Source organism: Bradyrhizobium sp. HKCCYLRH3073 (assembly GCF_051167995.1).
Lineage (GTDB): Bacteria > Pseudomonadota > Alphaproteobacteria > Rhizobiales > Xanthobacteraceae > Bradyrhizobium.
Genome location: NZ_JBNPUD010000014.1, coordinates 90028 through 111259, shown reverse-complemented (window position 1 = coordinate 111259; position 21232 = coordinate 90028). Strand labels below are relative to the sequence as shown.

Below are 21232 nucleotides of genomic sequence, written 5' to 3'. Positions count from 1 at the left end.
ATTTGCGCACACGTTCGAGAGCGTCGCCCTCAAAGACGCTTTCTCCCCTATTCTGCCCTCTTTTGAGGAGAGCCGCATCTGTCGAGGCCGAGACATCTTTCGAGACGCCTCCGATCGCAGCCGCATCATCATCCTCTCTCCTAGGTGAGGGCCTCATGAACCTGATGTCATCCCTGGATTCGCCGAGCCTGCAGACCGAGACCGACGGCGACGGTCTCTGGTACAAGGACGCGATCATCTACCAGCTGCACGTCAAGGCGTTCGCCGACAGCAACAATGACGGCGTCGGCGACTTCGCCGGCCTCACGGACAAGCTGGATTATCTGCAGGACCTCGGCGTCACCACACTGTGGCTGCTGCCGTTCTACCCCTCGCCCGGCCGCGACGACGGCTACGACATCGCCGACTACGGCAGCATCAATCCCGATTTCGGGACCATGAAGGAGTTCAAGCGCTTCATCCAGGAGGCCAAGCGGCGCGGCCTGCGGGTGATCACCGAGCTCGTGGTCAACCACACCTCCGACCAGCATCACTGGTTCAAGCGCGCCCGGCGCAGCCCGCCCGGCTCCAGCGCCCGCGACTGGTACGTCTGGAGCGACACCGACCAGAAATATCTCGGCACGCGAATCATCTTCACCGATACCGAGAAGTCCAACTGGACCTGGGATCCCGAGGCCGGCCAGTTCTACTGGCACCGCTTCTTCTCGCACCAGCCGGATCTCAACTTCGACAATCCGCGCGTGGTCAACGCGATCGTCCAGGTGATGAAGCGCTGGCTCGATGCCGGCGTCGACGGCTTCCGGCTCGACGCCATTCCCTATCTCTGCGAGCGCGACGGCACCAACAACGAGAACTTGCCGGAGACGCATGCGATCATCAAGCGCCTGCGTGTCGAGCTCGACAATTACGCCAAGGATAAGCTGCTGCTGGCCGAGGCCAACCAGTGGCCCGAGGATGTGCAGGAGTATTTCGGCCAGGGCGACGAGTGCCACATGGCCTATCACTTCCCGCTGATGCCGCGCTTCTACATGGCGATCGCCCAGGAAGACCGCTTCCCGATCACCGACATCCTGCGCCAGACGCCCGATATCCCCTCGACCTGCCAATGGGCGCTGTTCCTGCGCAACCATGACGAGCTGACGCTCGAAATGGTGACCGATGTCGAGCGCGACTATCTGTGGTCGACCTATGCCAACGATCCGCGCGCGCGCATCAATGTCGGCATTCGCCGCCGCCTCGCGCCGCTGATGGACAATGACCGGCGCAAGATCGAGCTGATGAACTCGCTGCTGATGTCGTTTCCGGGCACGCCGATCATCTATTACGGCGACGAGATCGGCATGGGCGACAACATCTATCTCGGCGATCGCAACGGCGTGCGTACGCCGATGCAATGGACGCCCGACCGCAATGGCGGCTTCTCGCGTGCCGACCCCGCACGGCTCTACGCACCGATGATCATGGACCCGGTCTACGGCTACGAGGCGGTCAACGTCGAAGCGCAGTCGCGCAGCCTGTCGTCGCTGCTGAATGCCACCAAGAAGCTGATCTCGGTGCGCAAGTCGACGCTGGCCTTCGGCAGGGGCACCATGAGCTTCATCCGCCCGGCCAACCGGTCGGTGCTGGCCTATGTGCGGCAATACAAGGACGAGGTGATCCTCTGCGTCGCCAACCTGTCGCGCTCGGCACAGGCGACCGAGCTCGATCTCTCGCCGTTCAAGGATCGCGTGCCGATCGAGATGCTCGGCCGGTCGCGCTTTCCCGCGATCGGCGAGCTGCCCTACATGATCACGCTCGCGCCCTACGGCTTCTACTGGTTCCAGCTCAAGGAGCGCGACAAGTCCGAGCCGGTCGTTCAGCGCGCCGTGCCGGAGTTCGAGACGCTGGTCGTCCCGCTCGGCTCGACCTGGGTGTCGCTGGCGCGCACCCGAAGCCTGTTCGAGCGCGACGTGCTTCCCGGCCACCTCGCGCGCACGCGCTGGTATCCCGAACGCTCGCCTGAGGCGATCCATCCGACGTTGACCTCCGCGATCCCGTTCTGCGACATCGGCGACAACAGGCCGTGGCTGATCTTCTTCAAATCGGCCGAGCGCAAGGACGAGCAGCGCTACCTCCTGCCGATGCAGATCGAGTGGGTCCGCTTCGACCGCGAGCGCTATAATCCGCAGGCGTTCGCCGCCGTGCGCCAGGGCGCCCGCGAGGGCACCCTGCTGGATGCCGCCACCAATCCGATCTTCCTGGCGCTGCTGCTGCGCAACCTTGCACAGTCACTTGTGGTCGAAGAGAACGGGATACGACTGGAATTCCGCCCGACGTCGCGATTTCCCGACAAGCCGATCCGCGAGTCGGAACAGGTGCGCATCATCGAGACCGACCGCTGCAGCAGCAAGGCTGTCGTCAACAACGAGTTCTTCATCAAGCTCCATCGCGAGCTCGAGGCCGGATCGCATCCGGAGATCGACGTCGGTCGCTTCCTGACCGAGACCATCGGCTTCGCCAACGTGCCGCCGCTGCTCGGCAGCGTCGAGGTGATCCAGGACGGCGAGCGGCAGACGATCGGCTGCGTCCATGGCTTTGTCGAGAACCAGGGTGACGGCTGGACCGTGACCGCCGCCTATCTCGACCGCTACATCGACGATCAGCGCGTGTTCGCCGCGAGCGGCGACGCGCGCCAGAGCGAGGAGCTGCCGCCCTATCTGCGCTACATGACGCAAGCCGGACGGCGGGCCGGAGAGCTGCATGCGGCCCTGGCCTCACGCAACGACATCGCCGATTTTGCGCCGGAGCCGACCACCGCAGATCATCTCGGTCACTGGATCGACCGGCTGCGCGCCCAGGCAAGCCGAGTCCTGACGGGCCTGAGCGAGCGCCGCGATCGCCTCAAGGACCCGGAACGAGGGCTGGCCGATCAGGTGCTCGCGAGGCGTGGTGAGATATCGGAGCGCCTGAGCAGCCTGATTCCGCACCAGATCGGCGGCTGCGACATCCGGCTGCATGGCGACTTCCATCTCGGCCAGATCCTCATCGTCAAGGACGATATCTTCATCATCGATTTCGACGGGGACGAGGAGCAGCCGCTCGCCGAGCGTCGGCGCAAGGCGCCGCCGGCGCGCGACATCGCAGGCTTCCTGCGCTCAATCGATTGCTCGGTCCGCGTCGCCCAGGAGCGCGCTCTGAGGGCGGGCCCGGACGATCACGGCCGTATCGCCGCGGCGCTGTCGGAATGGCGCGACCAGGCCGCGACGGCCTTTTTGGCCGGCTATCGCGAGATCAAGGCCAATCAGCGCCTCTGGCCGGACGATCCGCATACGGCGGAGGCGCTCCTTAACTTTTTCATGCTGGAAAAAGCCCTCGGAGCGCTCGAATATGATCTGGCTCACCGGCCGGACTGGTTGCGCATCGCTTTGAGCAACCTGCTTCGCGTCCTGTCCGAGCCAGCATCAGTCAGCGAGTCCTCATGACCCATCTTTCTCCCGAGGCGTTTGCGATCATCGAGGGCCGGCACGCCGACCCGTTTCGCTATCTCGGTCAGCACAATGTCGACGGGCGCACTGTTGTGCGCGCCTTCCTGCCCGAGGCGTCCCGCGTCGAAGTGGTCGGCGAGCACGGCGACGTCGCCCCGCTGACGCGCATCCATGATGCCGGCCTGTTCACCGGGACCATGCCATCGCTGCAGCGCTATCGCTTTCGGGCAACATTCGGCGACCACGTCACCGACCTCGAGGACCCCTATCGCTTCCTGCCGATCCTGAGCGACTTCGACCTGCACCTGCTCGGCGAAGGCAACCACGAGCGGCTCTACGACAAGCTCGGCGCGCATCCCATGGTCATCGACAGCGTCGATGGCGTCGGGTTCGTCGTGCTCGCGCCGAACGCGCGCCGCGTCAGCGTGGTCGGCGACTTCAACTTCTGGAATGCGCGGCGCCACCCGATGCGCGTGCGCGGCAACGGCTATTGGGAGCTGTTCATTCCCCGCGCCAGGGCCGGCGACCACTACAAATTCGACATCATCGGTCCGCAGGGCGAGCACCTGCCGCTGAAATCCGACCCGATGGCCTTCGCGGCCGAGATGCGTCCCAAGACCGCGTCGATCGTGGTCGACGAGACCAGCCTGCCGCGCCCTCGGCCAGCGCCGCATGACATCAACAAGCTGAACAGGCCCGTCTCGATCTATGAGGTGCACCTCGGATCCTGGCGGCGCAAGGACAAAAATCAATGGCTGACCTATCGCGAGCTCGCCGAGCAGCTGCCGGCCTATGCACGCGACATGGGCTTCACGCACATCGAATTCCTCCCCGTGAGCGAGCATCCGTTCGACGGCTCCTGGGGCTATCAGCCGACCGGCCTGTTCGCGCCGACCAGCCGCTTCGGCAGTCCTGAGGACTTCTGTGCGCTCGTCGATGCCTGCCACCGCGAGGGCCTCGCGGTGTGGCTCGACTGGGTGCCCGGCCATTTCCCGGATGATCCGCACGGCCTCGGCCATTTCGACGGCACCGCGCTCTACGAGCACGCCAACCCGATGCAGGGCCGGCATCTCGACTGGGGCACGCTGATCTACAATTTCGGCCGCACCGAAGTCGCCAATTTCCTGCGCTCGAACGCGCTGTTCTGGCTGGAGCGCTACGGCGTCGACGGCCTGCGCGTCGATGCCGTCGCCTCGATGCTCCATCTCGACTACAGCCGTCCCTCCGGCGGCTGGATTCCGAACAAATATGGCGGGCGCGAGAACCTCGAGGCCATCGAGTTTCTGCGCCGGACCAATATCGAGGTGTTCGGCCATTTCCCGCAGGCGACCACGGCTGCCGAGGAATCCACGGCGTGGCCGCAGGTGTCCCGCCCGGTCGACATGGGCGGGCTCGGTTTCGGCTACAAGTGGAACATGGGCTGGATGCACGACACCTTGCGCTACATCAGCAAGGACCCGATCCACCGCAAATATCACCACGGCGAGATCCTGTTCGGCCTGCACTACGCCTTTTCGGAAAACTTCATCCTGCCGCTGTCGCATGACGAGGTGGTGCACGGCAAGCGCTCCATCCTTGGCCGGATGCCCGGCGACGACTGGCAGCGTTTTGCCAACCTGCGTGCGTATTACAGCTTCATGTTCGGGCATCCCGGCAAGAAGCTCCTGTTCATGGGCTGCGAGCTCGCCCAGGAGCGCGAGTGGAATCACGATACCTCGCTCGACTGGCACCTGCTCGGCGACGCCAAATATGCCGGCATCCAGGCCCTGATCCGCGACCTCAACCACCTCTACCGCAACGTGCCGGCGCTGCATGAGCGGGACTGCGAGCCGGACGGCTTCGAGTGGCTGATCACCGACGACTCCGACCGCAACGTCTTCGGCTGGGTGCGCAAGGGCTTCGATGAGCACGCGCGCTGCGTCGTGGTCGTGAACTTTTCGCCCAACGTGTATTACAATTATCGGGTCCGCGTGCCGTTCGGCGGCAGATGGAGGGAAGCTTTCAATTCCGACTCCCTGCATTATGGCGGCAGCAATGTCGGCAATGTCGGCCAGGTCCATGCCTCTGAAGAACACCAGCTCAACCTCATCCTCCCGCCCATGGCAGCGGTATTTCTCCTCCCGGAAGCCTGACGCAATGCGCCTGGCCGCTGGAAGCCACGCCCGTCTCGGAGCAACCTGGGACGGACGGGGGACCAACTTTGCGTTGTTCTCCGCCAATGCCGAGAAGGTCGAGCTCTGCCTGTTCGACAGCCAGGGCCGGCGCGAGATCGAGCGGATCGAATTGCCGGAGCGGACGGAGGATGTCTGGCACGGCTATCTCAACGACGTCTCGCCAGGGCAGCTCTATGGCTACCGCGTCTACGGCCCGTACGAGCCGGAGCGCGGCCACCGCTTCAATGCCAACAAGCTGCTGCTCGACCCCTATGCCAAGCGGCTCGCCGGCCGGCTGGTCTGGAGCGATGCCCATTTCGCCTACCGCGCCGGCTCGCCGCGCGAGGACCTCTCGTTCGACCGGCGCGACAACGCCCGCGGCATGCCCAAGGCGGTCGTCATCGACGAGACCTTCAACTGGGGCCGGCGCGAGATGCGGCCGCAGATCCCGTGGGAGGACACGATCATCTACGAGGCTCACGTCAAGGGCCTGACCAACAAGCGCGACGACGTGCCGCCCAACCTGCGCGGCACCTATGGCGGTCTGTCGTCGCCGGCGATGATCAAGCATCTGAAGCGGCTCGGCGTCACCACAATCGAGCTCTTGCCGATCCACGCCTTCATCGACGACCGCATGCTGGTCGAGAAGAAGCTGGTCAACTACTGGGGCTACAACACCATCTCGTTCTTCGCGCCGGAGCTGCGCTACGCGCAGGACAATCCGCTCGATGCCTTCCGGACGACGGTGGCGCGGCTGCATGATGCCGGCATCGAGGTCATGCTCGACGTCGTCTACAATCACACCGCCGAGGGCAACCATCTCGGCCCGACGCTGTGCTACCGCGGCATCGACAACGCATCCTACTACTGGCTGCAGCCGGACAATCCGCGCTTCTACGACGACTTCACCGGCTGCGGCTCGTCGGTGAACCTGACCCATCCGCGCGTGCTGCAGATGGTGATGGACTCGCTGCGCTATTGGGTCGAAGTCTGCCACGTCGACGGCTTCCGCTTCGATCTCGCCACCACGCTCGCGCGCGAAAAGCACGGCTTCGACCGGCGCAGCGGCTTCCTGACCGCGATCCGCCAGGACCCGGTGCTGGCGAGCGTCAAACTGGTCGCAGAGCCATGGGACGTCGGTCTCGGCGGCTATCAGGTCGGCGCATTCCCCTCGCAATGGTCCGAATGGAACGACCGCTATCGTAGCGCCATGCGTCGCTACTGGAGCGGCGAAGGCAGCCTGATCGGCGAGGTGTCGAGCCGCATGACCGGCTCTTCCGACATCTTCAACCATGACGGCCGCACCCAGCGCGCCAGCGTCAATCACGTCACCGTCCATGACGGGTTCACGCTGGCCGATCTCTTCAGCTACAACAGCAAGCACAATGAGGCGAACGGCGAGGACAATCGCGACGGCTCCAACGACAACCTCAGCAACAATTTCGGTCATGAGGGGCCGACCAACGACGTGGCGATCACAGCGCTGCGGCGGCAGTCGCGCAAGAACCAGCTCGCCTGTCTGTTGCTCGCGCAGGGCCTGCCGCTGCTGCTCGCAGGCGACGAGGTCGGCAACTCGCAGCATGGCAACAACAACGCCTATTGCCAGGACAACGAGGTCGGCTGGGTGGACTGGAGCGGCATGGGCCGCGAGGGCGATGATCTCATCGACTTCATCGCGCACATGACCGAGCTGCGCCGCCGCTTCGGCCAGATTCGCGCGCGCCGCTGGCTCGACGGCCGCCGGTCGGACGGAAGCTTCGGCGTGCTGTGGCTGACGCCTTCGGCGGAGGAGATGACGCAAACCGACTGGACCTTTCCTGACGGACGATTTCTCGCCTATGTGCTCGCTCCGGTGGAACAGGAGCAGGCTCCGATCCTTATCGTTCTGAACGCGGCTCCCGAAGAGATCGGATTCAAATTGCCCAAGCTCGCCGAATACAAGACGTGGCAACAGGTCCTGAACACCACCGAAGCCCAGCAGACGCCGATCGACTTCGCGTCGGGCACGGACCTCAAGGCCCCGCCCCGCTCCGTGCTGGCGTATGCGGGCCAGTCATGAACGGCCGTCAATTCGGACCTCGGCTCACGCAGGACGGCACGACGTTCCGGCTGTGGGCGCCCGCCGCCAAGCGCGTCGATCTGATCCTCGACGTCAAGCATGAGATGCAGCGCGGGGATGGTGGTTGGTATTCGCTCGACGTCGCCGGGGTCGGCGCCGGCACGCGGTACAAGTTCCGTATTGATGATGAGCTCGACGTTCCAGATCCCGGCTCGGATTTCCAGCCAGAGGATGTCTCCGGCCCGAGCGAAATCATCGACCACCGCGCCTACACCTGGCGCTCCGAAAACTGGCGCGGCCGTCCATGGCAGGACGCCGTGTTCCTCGAAAGCCATGTCGGCACCTTCACGACGGAAGGCACCTACCGCGCGATGATCGACAAGCTCGATCATCTCGTCGAAACCGGCATCACCGCGCTCGAGCTGATGCCGCTGGCGGACTTCGCCGGCTCCCGCAACTGGGGCTATGACGGCGTCCTGCTCTACGCGCCGGACAGCGTCTATGGGCGTCCCGATGATCTGCGCGCACTGATCGACGAGGCGCATCTGCGCGGGCTGATGGTCTTCCTCGACGTCGTCTACAACCATTTCGGCCCCGAAGGAAACTACATCGGCCTGTATGCACCGACCTTCTTCACGGACGCTCACACGCCGTGGGGCAGCGCGATCGACTTCCGGCACCCCGAAGTGCGCGCCTTCGCGATCGAGAACGCGCTGCATTGGCTGACGGACTATCGCTTCGACGGGCTGCGTTTCGATGCCGTCAACCACATCCTCGCCAACGAGGGTGAGATCCCGATGCTGCATGATCTCAGCGCCGCCGTCGGCAGGCTTGTCGAGCAGACAGGGCGTCACATCCATCTCGTGCTCGAGAACGGTGATAACCGGGCCAGCATGCTCGACGCGGCAGAAGATCCGCCGCGGGGCAAGTTTCGCGCGCAATGGAACGATGATTATCACCACGTCTGGCATGTGATGCTGACCGGCGAGACCGGCGGCTACTACGGCGACTACCAACAATCGCCGCGGCGCGGGCTTGCCCGCGCGCTCGCCTCGGGCTTTGTCTATCAAGGCGAGCAGGCCGCCTTTTGGGGTGGCATGGCCCGGGGTGAACCAAGCGGTCATCTGGCCCCCGCGGCGTTCGTCAACTTCCTGCAGAACCACGACCAGATCGGCAACCGCGTGTTCGGCGACCGGCTGGAATCGCTGGCGCCGCCGGAAGGGATCGCAGCTGCGCTGGCCGTCACCTTGCTCGCACCGACCGTGCCGATGCTGTACATGGGCGAGGAATGGGGCTCGAAGCAGCCCTTCCCGTTCTTCTGCGATTTCCAGGGCGATCTCGCGCACGCCGTGCGCAAGGGGCGCCGCAAGGAATATGAGTGGGCATACGCCAAATATGGCGACGAGGTCCCGGACCCGCTGGACATCGAGACGTTCAGATCCGCGATCATCGATTGGGACGCCCGGAACGCGTCGCCGGGACGCGAGCGATTGACGCTGGTGCGCGGGCTCCTCGCCGTACGCCACAGGGAGGTGGCACCGCGGCTGCCGGGCGCATCCTTCGGCAAGGCCGACGTGACGGAGGATGGCTGCCTGACTGCGCACTGGACGATGGGCGACGGCGCGACGCTGCGCTTGCTCGCCAACGTTTCGGACAACGAGGTGCCCGCGCCACGCAGCGGCTCGGCGGGCACGCCGATCTGGGGCGGCACGCCCGGCGATCGCCTGCCACCCTGGTCGGTGTTCTGGAGCATCGGAGGATAATCATGCCTCCTGCCATTCCGCTCGCGACCTACCGCCTGCAGCTCACCGCCGACTTCAATTTCGAAGCAGCGGCGCGCGTCGTGCCGTATCTGAAGGCGCTCGGTATCAGCCATGTCTACGCCTCGCCGTTCATGACGGCGCGCAAGGGCTCGACGCATGGCTACGACATCACGGATCACACCAAGCTCAATCCTGAGCTCGGCGGTCAGGACGGCTTCGCCAAGCTGAGCGCCGCGCTGAAGGCGCACGATCTCGGGCTCATCCTCGATTTCGTTCCGAACCATGTCGGCGTCCATTTCGACGACAATCCATGGTGGCTCGATGTGCTCGAATGGGGCCAGGCGTCGCCGCATGCAGCCTCGTTCGACATCGACTGGGACCAATTGCCGTATCGCGCCCGGGGCGGCGTGCTGCTGCCGATCATCGGGACGTCCTACGGCCATGCGCTCGAACATGGTGAGATCGAGCTGCGCTACGACCCGGACGAAGGCTCGTTCTCCTGCTGGTACTTCGAGCATCGCCTGCCGATCGCGCCGGAGCGCTATGGCGAGGTGCTGCGCATCATCGTAAAGGAGGCCGGTGAGGAGAGCAGCGAGGCCGGCAAGGCGATCCTCGACCTGGCGTCGCGCTATCGCGGCCTGCGCCATCCGAACCGCAAGGAAGCCCCGGCGTTCAAGGCTGCACTCAAGGCCATTCCCGGGGCTGGCGACATTATCGCGCGAGGCCTCTCGGCGTATCAGGCCGGCGAGGGCCGACCGACGCAGACGCTGGCCCTGCACCATCTGCTTGAACGGCAGAATTACAAACTCGGGCATTGGCGGCTTGCGTCCAGCGACATCAACTACCGCCGCTTCTTCGACGTCAACACGCTGGCCGGCCTGCGCGTCGAGGATGCTGGCACGTTCGAAGCGATCCACCGGCTGGTCAAGAAGCTGATCGCGGATGGCCAGCTGCAGGGTCTGCGGCTCGACCATATCGACGGCCTGCGCGATCCCGCACAATATTTCCAGCGGCTGCGGCGGCTGATCCGCGACGCTCGGGGACCCGCAGCCGGGCCATTCTACGTCGTCATCGAGAAGATTCTCTGCGAGCACGAGAAGCTGCCGCGCTTTGCCGGCGTGCACGGCACCACCGGCTACGAGTGGATGAACGTCATCACCCAGCTGCTCATCGACGGCAACGGCCTGGAGCCCTTGGACGAGATCTGGCGCCAGATCAGCAACAAGCCGCCGAAGCTGGCGCCCGTCATCAAGGAGGCCAAGCGGCGCGTGCTGGAAACGCTGCTGACCAGCGAGTTCACCGTGCTGACACGCCTCCTGGCGCGCATCGCCAACGGCCACTACTCGACGCGCGACTATTCGGAAGACAGCCTGCGCCAGGCGCTCGAACTGTATGTTCTTCACTTCCCGGTCTATCGCACCTATCTCACCGCGGCCGGGGCGACCGAGGCCGATCGCAAGCTGATCGATCACGCCATAGCCGGCGCCCGCGCCGAATGGTTCGCCTCCGACGGCTCGATCTTCGACTTCCTGCGCGATACGCTCACCATGGATCTGATCAAGCGCGATCGCAGCACCAGCCACAGCGTCCCACGTGTGCGCCGCTTCGCGCTGAAGGTGCAGCAGTTCACCGGCCCGATGATGGCGAAGTCGTTGGAGGATACCGGCTTCTATCGCTTCCACCGGCTGCTCGCGCTCAACGAGGTCGGCGGCGATCCGGCGGCGCATGCTCTGACGATCGCCGACTTCCACGAGCTGATGCACGATCGCGCCAGGCATTGGCCGCACGGCATGACCGCCACCGCTACCCACGACACCAAGCGCGGCGAGGATGCCCGCACGCGGCTGGCCGCCATCACCGAGTTGCCCAACGATTGGACGTCCGCGATGGCGCGCTGGAAGACCTTGAACGCGCCGCACGTCATCACCGATGGCAAGATGCGCGCGCCCTCGGCGGCGTTCGAATACATGCTGTACCAGACGCTCGTTGGCATCTGGCCCGCAACTGGCGCCGACCCGAGCCTTGCGGAGCGGTTGCAGGCCTATGCGCTGAAGGCGGCGCGGGAGGGCAAGGAGGAGACCAGCTGGCTCAATCCAAACGAGGCCTATGAGAACGGCCTGCGCAGCTTCATCGACCGCATCCTGGATCGCGACCGCTCGCCCGAGTTCCTGCAGTCGTTGGAGACGCTTTCCAGGCGGACCGCTTTGCTCGGCGCGCTGAACTCGCTGACACAGCTCACGCTGAAGGCGACGATGCCCGGCGTGCCGGATATCTATCAGGGCACCGAGTTCTGGGACCTCTCGATGGTCGATCCCGACAATCGCCGCCCGGTGGACTTCGCCGCGCGCGAACGGGCGCTGCGCGAGTGCGAGCGTCCCGACTGGGCCCGCCTGGCGGACCACTGGCCGGATGGCCGCATCAAGCTCGCTTGGACACGGCGGCTGCTCCGGCTGCGCAACGAGATGCCCTCGGTCTTCACCGACGGTTCCCATGAGCCGCTCGAGGTGAGCGGACGTCATGCCGATCACATCATTGCCTTCGCACGGCGGCATGGGCGGGACGCCGTCGTCGTCGTCACTGTGCGCAACTTTGCGCCCTTCACCGACGGTGGCCGGGTGTGGCCCCACCCAGATGGTTTCGAAGCCGAGGTTCATGCCCGCGGCTACACATCTGCGGACATACAGGACGGCATCCTTGCGGTGTCCTCCGTCTTCATACATTTGCCTGCAGCAGTGATCCCAGCGCGGACCGATGCGGCAACCCACCCGGCTGGTCGACGACAGACAGCATCGACGCCGGGCTGATCAGCTCTTTTTCGTCAACAGCAGCTGGCCGCGGCTGCGGATCGCGGACTGCGCCGCCTCGGCAAAGCGCTGCAACAGCCAGGGCAGCACGACCTCGACACGCACGTGATCGTCGGCGACGTCGACATGGCCCGACGCCGCTTGACCCAGAGCGCGAACGCGAAAGATCATCTTGTCGCCCTCCCAGCGCTCTTCGTCGACCTTCAGGACCGGAACGCTGGTCGCGGCGCGGCTGAGACCGGCCTGGAGCCGGCGCACGGCCTCGTCCTTGCCGAGGCGATGCGGAATGGAAACGACAAGCGGTCTTGACATCGCGATCTCCTGACTAACAACTGCCTTTAGGTAGTCATTGCTGGTTACGACCGCAAAGACACGCTCCGAATTTTACCTGTTTCCCGCACGGAACTTTCGAAGTTCCGACCAGTTTCCTCGGCGAAGGCAGAGCACGTTGTCGCCCCGCTGCCGGGCACTGGAGGAAGCACATGTCCATCGGAACTATCATCCTGATCATTCTCATCATCGCCCTGCTCGGCGGCTTTTCCGGCATCGGCGGCGGTCCGTTCTACGGCACCGGCTACTATGGCGGCGGCGGTCTCGGCCTGATCATCGTCATCGTGCTGATCCTCGTCCTGCTCGGACGTATCTGATCCTTCTGAGGCGATCGGCTCGGGCAGACACCACGTCTGCCCGAGCGACTACGACGTCTCTGCGAGCTTCTTGATGGCCGCCTTGATCGAGCCCGCGGCATCTTCATAACCATCCCACGCCCTGGTCTTGGCCAGCAGCGCCGGTACGGTGCGGATGGTGTAGCGCTTGGGTTCGAGCCCGTTCTTCACCTGCGTCCAGGTCAGCGGCATGGACACGGTGGCGCCTTCGCGGGCGCGCGGCGACAGCACGGCGACCGCCGTCGACATCCGGTCGTTGCGCAGATAGTCGAGGAAGATCTTCCCCCCGCGCAGCTTCTTCGACATGTTGAGCAGGTATTGCTCCGGGCTGTCGTTCGCCATCCATTGGCACACACCCTGCGCAAACGCCTTCGCTTCGGGCCAGCTCACTCTGTCGCGCGCGCCGTGCAGCAACGGCGTCACCACGTGCAGACCCTTGCCGCCCGTGGTCTTGCAGAAGCTCTCGAGTCCGAGGCTCTTCAGGCGCTGGCGCATCTCCTTGGCGGCCGCGATCACCTCCCCGAAGGCGACGTTCGGCGCCGGGTCGAGATCGAACACCAGCCGGCCCGGAACGTCATAGGCGTCGGGTGCGCAATTCCATGGATGCAGCTCGACGGCGGCGACCTGGGCGACCGCGATCAATCCCTCGACACGGTCGATCTGCAGATACGGTTTGCGGTCGCCCGAGACCTTGACCAGCTCGAGCAGGTCCGACATGCCCTGCATGCCGTGCCGCTGGAAGAATTTTTCGCCACCGATGCCATCAGGCGCACGTACGATCGAGCACGGCCGTCCCTTCAGATGATCGATCATCCAGTTGCCGACGGCTTCCAGATAGTTGGCGAGATCGAGCTTGGTGACGGGCTCGCCATCGCCGGCGTCCGGCCACAGCGCCTTGTCGGGCTTGGAGATCGCAACGCCCATCACGGTCGCCGCGCCCTTCGTGCGTGACGGCGTCTTGTGCAGCGTGGTGCCGACGGTCGCGACGCTCGCCGCGGCCCGCGCCACCGGCCGGGCAACCTTCGTCGTCACCACCGGCGGCTCGGCAACGACCTCGCCGGCCGGCTTGTCCTGGCGCAGTCCCTTGAACGAGGCCTGTCTGACATTGTTGTCCGCGGTCCAGCCGGCAAACTCGATCTCGGCGACTAGCTCCGGCTTGAGCCAATGCACCTCACGCGTCTTGCGCGGCGCGTTCTTGCCGCCGAACGGGCTCTTGTCGGATGCCGCCGCCTTCAGCGCCGGCATGATCTCCTTCACCGTGCCCTGGCCGAAGCCGGTGCCGACGATCCCGACATAAGCGAGATGATCGTCCTTGTTGACGCCGACCATCAACGAGCGGAATTTGCCGTTGGTGGTCTTCCAGCCACCGATGACGACCTCGTGGCCGGGCCTGGTCTTGGCTTTGGTCCAGCTCTCCGTCCGTCCCGAATGATAGGCCGAGTCCAGCTTCTTGGAGACGATGCCCTCCAATGACAGCTTGCGCGCCGACTCCAGCACGGCCTCGCCGTCGCTCTCGAAGTGCTCGACATAGCGGATGCGCGGCGCCTTGCCCTTGATGTGCGCCTTCAGCAGCTTCGCCAGCCGCGCCTTGCGCTCGCGCAAAGGCTGGCGGCGCAGGTCGAACTCCTCCGCGAACATCAGGTCGAAGGCAAAGAAGATCAGCTCGTCGGTTTCGCCCGCCGAAATCGCCGCCTGCAGCGCCGAGAAATTCGGATTGCCGTCCTTGTCGAGCGCGACGATCTCGCCGTCGATGATCGCGTCCGGCAATTCAGCCGCTTCCTCGGCGATGGCACCGAACTTGGCCGTCCAGTCCAGGCCCTTGCGCGTCTTCAAAGTCGCCTTCCCGTCCTCCACCCTGATCTGCACGCGGTAGCCGTCGAACTTGATCTCATGCGCCCAGCCCTCACCGCTCGGCGGCTGGGCGACCGAAGTACAGAGCTCGGGCGGCACGAAGTCCGGCAGCGACGACACGGTTCGCGGGGCGACCGTCTTCGGAGCAGCGGCCGCTTTCGCGGCCTTGGACTTCGGCGTCTTCTTGGGAGACGCCTTCTCTGGAGAGGCACTGCCGTCGCCGCGGTTGGAGTGCCACACCGCGTCGGCATTCATGCGCTGCGTCTTGGCGAGCATGAACGGCTTCGGCGCTTTGCCCTTGCCGGCCGCGATCTGCTCCATCGTGCGGCCCGAGGCGACCGACTTGTCCGCCTCCAGGATGTCGTTGGCCTCGCCTTCCCGGGCGAACTCGTCGCGGTGCTTGATCAGCAGCCAATTGGTGCGCTTGCCGCCCGTGCGATCATGACGCATCCGTACCAGCACCCAGCTGCCATGCAGCTTCTCGCCTTCAAGGGTGAACTTGAGGTCGCCCTTCTTGAAGCCGCGCTCCGGGTCCTCGCTGTCCCAATGGCCGCGATCCCACAGCATGACGGTGCCGCCGCCATACTCGCCTTCCGGGATCGTACCTTCGAAATCGCCATAGTCGAGCGGGTGGTCCTCGACCTCGACCGCGAGCCGCTTGTCGTGCGGATCGAGCGACGGCCCCTTGGTCACGGCCCACGACTTGAACACGCCGCCGAACTCCAGCCTGAGATCGTAGTGCAGCCGCGTCGCGTCGTGCTTCTGGATGACGAAGCGCGGCCGCGCCGCACGCGCGACCTTGGCGTCGCCGGACGGCTCTGCCGTCTTGTCGAAATCGCGCTTCTTGCGATAGGTGGAAAGCTTCCTGAGCGCCACGGTGATCCCTCGTGTTGAGTGGTAGCGTAGCAAAGCCGGCAGGGTCGTGGAACCGGCTCCGCCGCTGGCGCCGGCGCGGCTCGCATCCACCTGATAACACCGGGCAAAGTTCCGCGTTCCCGCGGCTGAGGAAAGCCCGGGTCTCGCGATCGTCCACCCTCTGCCGATGAGAGGGCGCAGGGAAGGCCGGGAGCTCGCCGCCCCCATGGCCCGCCTGCGAAAGAAAATGCAGGCGGCAGGTACCACAGGTGCAGCCGAGTCATCCCGGCCCTCCCTGCGCGACGGTTTTAACAGCTGCTTCGCGTTCTCCCCGGTGCGCCGGGCTTGTTGGCCACCGTCATCCGCGCGATGCACAAAGCATCCTCGCAAACTTGACCTCAGCGTCGGGAGGCCAGGACCGCGCGACTTGACCGTGCGTGCCAGATCGTTCGTCGGCGCAACGTCAATCACGCTGCAACCCGACACGCCCATCGCATTCCGCTGCCGACGTCCGTGACGACCGCGATACGTCCCCTCCGACGCAACGGAATGGGTCGGACCATAATGCTGATTTTACGAAGTCGTCAAGCGAATTATTTTTTCCCGAAGCGACCCTCGCCGGGGCCCATGGAACCCACACCGATGCTTGCCCGTTGCAGCCTCGTCCGGATTGTCCAAGGAGACCACGATGGCCCCCCGCGCCTACTGGAAAGGCTCGCTCAAACTCTCGCTCGTCAGTTGCCCCGTCGTCCTCTATCCGGCGTCGACCTCGGTCGAGAAGACGCGCTTCCATCTGATCAACCGCGAGACCGGCAACCGGCTCAAGCAGCAGATGGTCGACTCTGAGACCGGCGACATCGTCGAAGGCGAGCAGAAGGGCCGCGGCTACGAACTCTCCAAGGGGCAGTATGTCGAGATCGAGCCGGAGGAGCTGGAGGCGGTCCAGATCGAGAGTAACCATACGATCGATATCGACAGCTTCGTGCCGCGCGAGGAGATCGACCAGCGCTATCTCAACCATCCCTATTACATCGCTCCCGACGGCAAGGCGGCGGTCGACGCCTTCGCGGTCATTCGCGACGCGATGAAGGAGCAGGATCGCGTCGCGCTGGCGCGGATCGTGCTGACCAACCGCGAGCACGTCATCGCCATCGAGCCGATGGGCAAGGGCATGCTCGGCACCACGCTGCGTTTTCCCTACGAGCTGCGCGACGAGGCCGAGTTCTTCGACGACATCAAGTCGCCCCGGATCACCAAGGACATGGTCGAGCTCGCCGGCCACATCCTGCAGACCAAGGCGGCGCATTTCGATCCCTCGGAGTTCAAGGACCAGTACGAGACCGCGCTGAAGGCGCTGGTCAAGCGCAAGGCCTCGGGCAAGCCGATCAAGCTGCCGGAGCCGGCGGAGCGGCCCGACAACGTCGTCAGCCTGATGGACGCGCTGAAACAGAGCCTGGGCAAGGGCGGAAAAAAGACAGCGCGTGCGGCGTCACGGCGGACGAGCGCGCATCGACGCCCCGCGAAGAAGGCGCATCGGTCGGCGGCGCGGCAGAGGAAGGCGGGGTGAAGGCCAGCAGCTGCCTGCGTGGCGCAAGCGGCCTCCACACCACCGCCCCGTCGTCCCGGCGAACGCCGGGACCCATACTCTGCGGCGGGTATTGTAAGACAAGACTCGTCCAACATCCCGCGCAATAACATCTCCCTGGGGTTATGGGTCCCGGCGTTCGCCGGGACGACAGCGGAGAATTTTGCGACGGCTGCGGGTCATGGCGTGCGCGATGATCGTAGCCCGAATGATCGCCTCGTCAGCTCTTCTTCTTCGACTTCTTCTTCGTCGTTTTCTTGGTAGTCTTCTTCGTGCTTTTCTTGCTCGCCTTCTTGGCGGACTTCTTCGCCGATGACTTGGCGCTCTTCTTCGGCGGCACCTTCTTGCCTTCGCGGCGCGCCTCCGACAGACCGATCGCGATCGCCTGCTTGCGGCTCTTGACCTTGCGGCCCGAGCCGCCGCTCTTCAACGTTCCTGCCTTGCGCTTCTTCATCGCGCGCTCGACGTCCTTGGACGCGCCCTTGGAATATTTGCGTGTTTTGCGTGCCATCAACATGGTCTCCCTGTGATATCACAGCAATCACGAGGGTGAGCGATGGTTCCGCTTTGAGGGACTGGCTCACATGAAGAAGCGCTAATCCGGCGCACGCAAGCGATAGCCGATGCCGGTCTCGGTCAACACGAATTGCGGGCGCTCGGGATCGGCCTCGATCTTCTGCCTGAGCTGGCGCACATAGACGCGCAGATATTGCGCGTCGGTCAATTCGTCCCACAGCTCCTTGAGCAGGAAGCGATGCGTCAGCACCTTGCCGGCGTGCTGCACGAGCACGCGCAGCAGATCGTACTCCTTCGGCGACAGCTTGACCTCGCGCTCGCCGACCTTGACGATGCGGCGGACGAGATCGACCGAGAGGTCGCCGGTGCGAAACACCGGCCGCTCTCCCTGCACCTGCAGCTGGTGCCGCAGCGCCGCGCGCAGGCGCGCCAGCAATTCATCCATGCCGAACGGCTTGGTGATGTAGTCGTCGGCGCCGAGATCGAGCGCCTGGACCTTGCCCGCCTCGTCGCCGCGGCTGGACAGCACCACGACCGGCACGGCCTCGTTGCGGCCACGGATGGTTCGCAGCAGCTCGAGTCCGTCGATGTCGGGGAGGCCAAGGTCGAGAATGATCAGCGCCGGCTCCTGGCCCAACAGCTCCAGCGCGTTCCTGCCGTTGGAGGCCTCGAGAATGTCGTAGCCCTGCGTGGTCAGGCCCATCCGCAGCAGCTTGCGGATCGGCGGCTCGTCGTCGATCACGAGCACCTTGATCGGAGCGCCGGTCATGCGGCCGTATCCAGCGGTCTGGCCTGCGCTGGCACCGGCAGGCGGATGGTGAGGACCGCACCGCGCCGATCGGTACGGTTGCCGGCGAAGATGCGGCCATGCATCGCCTCGATGAAGCCACGCGAGATCGCAAGCCCAAGTCCGGTGCCGGGCCGCACCTGGTCGCCCTTCTGCACGCGATAGAACTTGTCGAACACGTGCTCGACCTCCGCGGCGGGAATGCCGTCGCCTTCGTCACGGATCTCGAGCACGATCCAGTTGCTGTCGCGGGCCGCACGGATCGCAATCGAGGTCTCGGGAGGCGCATATTTGGCGGCGTTGTCGAGCAGATTGAACAGCACCTGCTCGAACAGCACCGCGTCGACCTCGACCATCGGCAGATCTGGCGCCAGTACCAGCGAGACATGATGACCGGCGAGGATCTTGCCGGCACGCCGCAGCGCGCTGCCGACGATCTCGCCGACGTCATGGAGGGCGGCGTTCGGCACGATCGCGCCGGATTCCAGCTTGGTCATGTCCAGGAGGTTGGCGATGAATCGATTCAGCCGTTCGGATTCGTCGATCACGGTGGCGAGCAGGTCGAGCTTCTCCTTGTCGGACAGCCTGGCCGCGAGATCGCGCATCGTCGAGGCCGCGCCGAGCACCGAGGCGAGCGGCGTCTTCAGATCGTGCGAGATCGAGGTGAGCAGCGCCGAACGCAGCCGGTCCTGCTCCATGGTGCGCTTGACCTTGTCCATGTCCTCGACCAGCAGAACGCGCTCGATCGCCAGGGCGCCCTGGTCGACCAGGGCGTCGAGCAGCCGGCGCTGGTCGGGGGTCAGCAGCGGCCCGGTGCGGTCGTCGTCGATGCCGATGACGCCGATCAGGCCGCGGCCGGTGCGCATCGGCAGGAACAGCCGCTTGGCTCCCGGCAGCGTGTCGGAGCCGCGGCCGGCGGCGCGGTCGTTGCTCCAGGCCCAGCTCGCGGCGGCGAGGTCGGCGTCGTCGAGCTGATCCTCCGGCGGGTAGCCGGTCATGACCGTGAGCTTGCCGTCCTGCGGCAACAGCAGCACGACCCGCACCTTCAGCATCAACGCCGCCTGATAGGCCGTGGCCCACAGCACGTCATCGAGGGTCGCGGTGCCCGCAAGCTTGCGGCTGAAGGCATAGAGCTGCTCGGTGGTCCGGACGCGGTGGGTGGCGGCGTCAGCCTGAACGCGAACGCGCGCGGCGACGTTGGACACCAGGATCGCGATCAGCATGAAGAAGAAGAACGCGCCGATGTTGGTCGGATCGGTGATCGTGAACGTATACAGCGGCGGGAGGAAGAAGAAGTTGTAGCAGAGCGAGGCGGCGAGGCTCGCCAGCAGCGACGGTCCCAGGCCGTAGCGTGCGGCGACGCCGACCACCGCCGTGAGGAACACGAGATCGACGTTCTCGATGCCGAAGACGGGCTGGATCAGCTCGGCGAGGCCAAGGCCGACAGCCGTGATCAGCAGCGCCATCACATAGGGCTTCGGCTGCAGCGGCTCGCTGCGCGGCCGCGTCTGCACCGAGCTGCCCGCGGTGTCGGGCGCCTCCTCGCCGGCGATGACGTGGATGCTGATGTTGCCGGCGCGCCTGACCAGGTCATGCACCACCGAGCCCCTGATGATCTCGAACAGGCGCGAGCGGCTCGACTTGCCGATGATGATCTGGGTGACGTTGTTGGCCTGCGCGAAGCCGATGAGGTCATCGGCGATACGCCGGCCGACGCCCGGAATCGTCAGCGCCTCGCCGCCGAGGGTCTCGGCCAACCGCAGCGTATCGGCGAGCCGGTCGCGCTGCCTGTCACTGAGCTGCAGATTGCGCCGGGTCTCGATGGTCACGGCGGTCCACGGCGCATGGACACGGTCGGCGAGCCGCTTGGTGTAGCGCACCAGCCCTGTCGCCCGCGGATCCTCCGACACGCAGACGAGGATCCGCTCGCCGGCCGCCCAGGGCCCCGCAATGGCGTTGGCCTGCATGTGAGTGAGCAGTTGCTCGTCGACGCGCTCGGCCGTCCGACGCAGCGCAAGTTCGCGCAGCGCGGTCAGGTTGCCGGGCGAGAAATAATGCTCCAGCGCGCGCTCCGCCTGCTTGGTCACATAGACCTTGCCCTCCTTCAGTCGCTGGATCAGGTCGTCGGGCGTAAGGTCGATCAGCTCGATGGCGTCGGCGCGGTCGAGGATCGAATCCGGCACGGTCTCGCGCACGCGCACATGGGTGATCTGGGCGACGACGTCGTTGAGGCTCTCGATGTGCTGGACGTTGACCGCCGTGTAGACATCGATGCCGTGCGACAGCAGCTCCTCGACGTCGAGATAGCGCTTGGGGTGGCGGCTGCCGACAGCATTGGTGTGCGCGAGCTCGTCGACGATGGCGAGCTTGGGACGGCGCGCAATCACGGCATCCAGATCCATCTCTTCGACGATCTGGTCCTTGTAGGAAATACGTTTGCGCGGGACGACCTCCAGGCCGCGGACCAGCGCCTCGGTCTCGGCGCGGCCATGCGTCTCGACGAAGCCGATGACGACATCGACGCCGGCCTTCAGCTTGGCATGCGCGCTCGACAGCATTTCATAGGTCTTGCCGACGCCGGGGGCAGCGCCGACGAAGATCTTGAGCTTGCCGGCAGGACTGTCCTCCCGCCGGGCCGCTTCGAGCAGGGCTTCCGGCGAGGGACGTTGATCAGGATCGCGGCGTTGACTGGCCATGCGGCATTATAGACGGAGGAGCTTCGGCGCCAAG

12 protein-coding genes are annotated in these 21232 nt (G+C 65.1%); 7 read left to right on the top strand and 5 right to left on the bottom strand.

Annotated elements, in window-relative coordinates:
- Positions 1–155: 155 nt before the first annotated feature.
- Genes treS through treY form a run of 5 tightly spaced genes read left to right on the top strand, consistent with a single transcriptional unit; the run spans position 156 to position 12243 of the window.
- On the top strand, positions 156–3461 hold the full coding sequence (gene treS / locus ACQR1X_RS27005) for a maltose alpha-D-glucosyltransferase (protein ID WP_434899975.1): 3306 nt from the start codon (positions 156–158) through the stop codon (positions 3459–3461).
- Positions 3458–5596, top strand: a complete 2139-nt coding sequence (glgB, locus tag ACQR1X_RS27000; protein ID WP_434899974.1) for a 1,4-alpha-glucan branching protein GlgB — start codon at positions 3458–3460, stop codon at positions 5594–5596. The genes treS and glgB overlap by 4 nt, the downstream gene beginning before the upstream one ends.
- 4 nt (positions 5597–5600) lie before the next feature.
- Positions 5601–7676: a glycogen debranching protein GlgX gene (glgX, locus tag ACQR1X_RS26995; protein ID WP_316239225.1), complete on the top strand. Its 2076-nt coding sequence runs from the start codon at positions 5601–5603 to the stop codon at positions 7674–7676.
- A complete protein-coding gene (gene treZ, locus ACQR1X_RS26990) occupies positions 7673–9439 on the top strand; it encodes a malto-oligosyltrehalose trehalohydrolase (protein ID WP_434899973.1) in 1767 nt (588 codons plus the stop codon). The genes glgX and treZ overlap by 4 nt, the downstream gene beginning before the upstream one ends.
- A 2-nt stretch (positions 9440–9441) precedes the next feature.
- Complete coding sequence (gene treY / locus ACQR1X_RS26985; protein ID WP_434899972.1) at positions 9442–12243, top strand: malto-oligosyltrehalose synthase; 2802 nt, start codon at positions 9442–9444, stop codon at positions 12241–12243.
- Here treY and ACQR1X_RS26980 read toward each other — a convergent pair whose 3' ends face one another.
- Positions 12244–12555 carry a polyhydroxyalkanoic acid system family protein gene (locus ACQR1X_RS26980; RefSeq protein WP_315717996.1) on the bottom strand — a complete coding sequence of 104 codons (312 nt, stop codon included), beginning with the start codon at positions 12553–12555 and terminating at the stop codon, positions 12244–12246.
- A gap of 170 nt (positions 12556–12725) precedes the next feature.
- Between ACQR1X_RS26980 and ACQR1X_RS26975 the strand changes: the two genes are divergently transcribed.
- Positions 12726–12890 (top strand): DUF3309 family protein, encoded by a 165-nt coding sequence (locus ACQR1X_RS26975; RefSeq protein WP_006614022.1) that lies wholly within the window; start codon positions 12726–12728, stop codon positions 12888–12890.
- Between the two features lie 48 nt (positions 12891–12938).
- Here the strand turns inward: ACQR1X_RS26975 and ligD are convergent, their stop codons facing one another.
- Positions 12939–15635, bottom strand: coding sequence for a DNA ligase D (gene ligD / locus ACQR1X_RS26970; RefSeq protein ID WP_434899971.1), 2697 nt, complete (start codon positions 15633–15635; stop codon positions 12939–12941).
- A 667-nt stretch (positions 15636–16302) separates the two neighbouring features.
- On the opposite strand from ligD, the gene ACQR1X_RS26965 reads away from it, so the two are divergent.
- On the top strand, positions 16303–17181 hold the full coding sequence (locus ACQR1X_RS26965) for a Ku protein (protein WP_316177720.1): 879 nt from the start codon (positions 16303–16305) through the stop codon (positions 17179–17181).
- Positions 17182–17419: 238 nt separating this feature from the next.
- Here the strand turns inward: ACQR1X_RS26965 and ACQR1X_RS26960 are convergent, their stop codons facing one another.
- The 3 genes from ACQR1X_RS26960 to ACQR1X_RS26950 form a co-directional block, all read right to left on the bottom strand.
- On the bottom strand, positions 17420–17710 hold the full coding sequence (locus tag ACQR1X_RS26960; protein WP_315805422.1) for a DUF6496 domain-containing protein: 291 nt from the start codon (positions 17708–17710) through the stop codon (positions 17420–17422).
- Positions 17711–17794: 84 nt separating this feature from the next.
- Positions 17795–18484 carry a response regulator gene (locus ACQR1X_RS26955; RefSeq protein WP_434899970.1) on the bottom strand — a complete coding sequence of 230 codons (690 nt, stop codon included), beginning with the start codon at positions 18482–18484 and terminating at the stop codon, positions 17795–17797.
- A complete protein-coding gene (locus ACQR1X_RS26950) occupies positions 18481–21198 on the bottom strand; it encodes a DUF4118 domain-containing protein (protein WP_434899969.1) in 2718 nt (905 codons plus the stop codon). The genes ACQR1X_RS26955 and ACQR1X_RS26950 overlap by 4 nt, the downstream gene beginning before the upstream one ends.
- Between the last annotated feature and the right edge of the window lie 34 nt (positions 21199–21232).

Coding starts and splice junctions, on each gene's coding strand:
- treS (WP_434899975.1), top strand. CDS start 156: ATGAACCTGATGTCATCCCTGGATTCGCCGAGCCTGCAGACCGAGACC.
- glgB (WP_434899974.1), top strand. CDS start 3,458: ATGACCCATCTTTCTCCCGAGGCGTTTGCGATCATCGAGGGCCGGCAC.
- glgX (WP_316239225.1), top strand. CDS start 5,601: ATGCGCCTGGCCGCTGGAAGCCACGCCCGTCTCGGAGCAACCTGGGAC.
- treZ (WP_434899973.1), top strand. CDS start 7,673: ATGAACGGCCGTCAATTCGGACCTCGGCTCACGCAGGACGGCACGACG.
- treY (WP_434899972.1), top strand. CDS start 9,442: ATGCCTCCTGCCATTCCGCTCGCGACCTACCGCCTGCAGCTCACCGCC.
- ACQR1X_RS26980 (WP_315717996.1), bottom strand. CDS start 12,555: ATGTCAAGACCGCTTGTCGTTTCCATTCCGCATCGCCTCGGCAAGGAC.
- ACQR1X_RS26975 (WP_006614022.1), top strand. CDS start 12,726: ATGTCCATCGGAACTATCATCCTGATCATTCTCATCATCGCCCTGCTC.
- ACQR1X_RS26965 (WP_316177720.1), top strand. CDS start 16,303: ATGGCCCCCCGCGCCTACTGGAAAGGCTCGCTCAAACTCTCGCTCGTC.
- ACQR1X_RS26960 (WP_315805422.1), bottom strand. CDS start 17,710: ATGGCACGCAAAACACGCAAATATTCCAAGGGCGCGTCCAAGGACGTC.
- ACQR1X_RS26955 (WP_434899970.1), bottom strand. CDS start 18,484: ATGACCGGCGCTCCGATCAAGGTGCTCGTGATCGACGACGAGCCGCCG.
- ACQR1X_RS26950 (WP_434899969.1), bottom strand. CDS start 21,198: ATGGCCAGTCAACGCCGCGATCCTGATCAACGTCCCTCGCCGGAAGCC.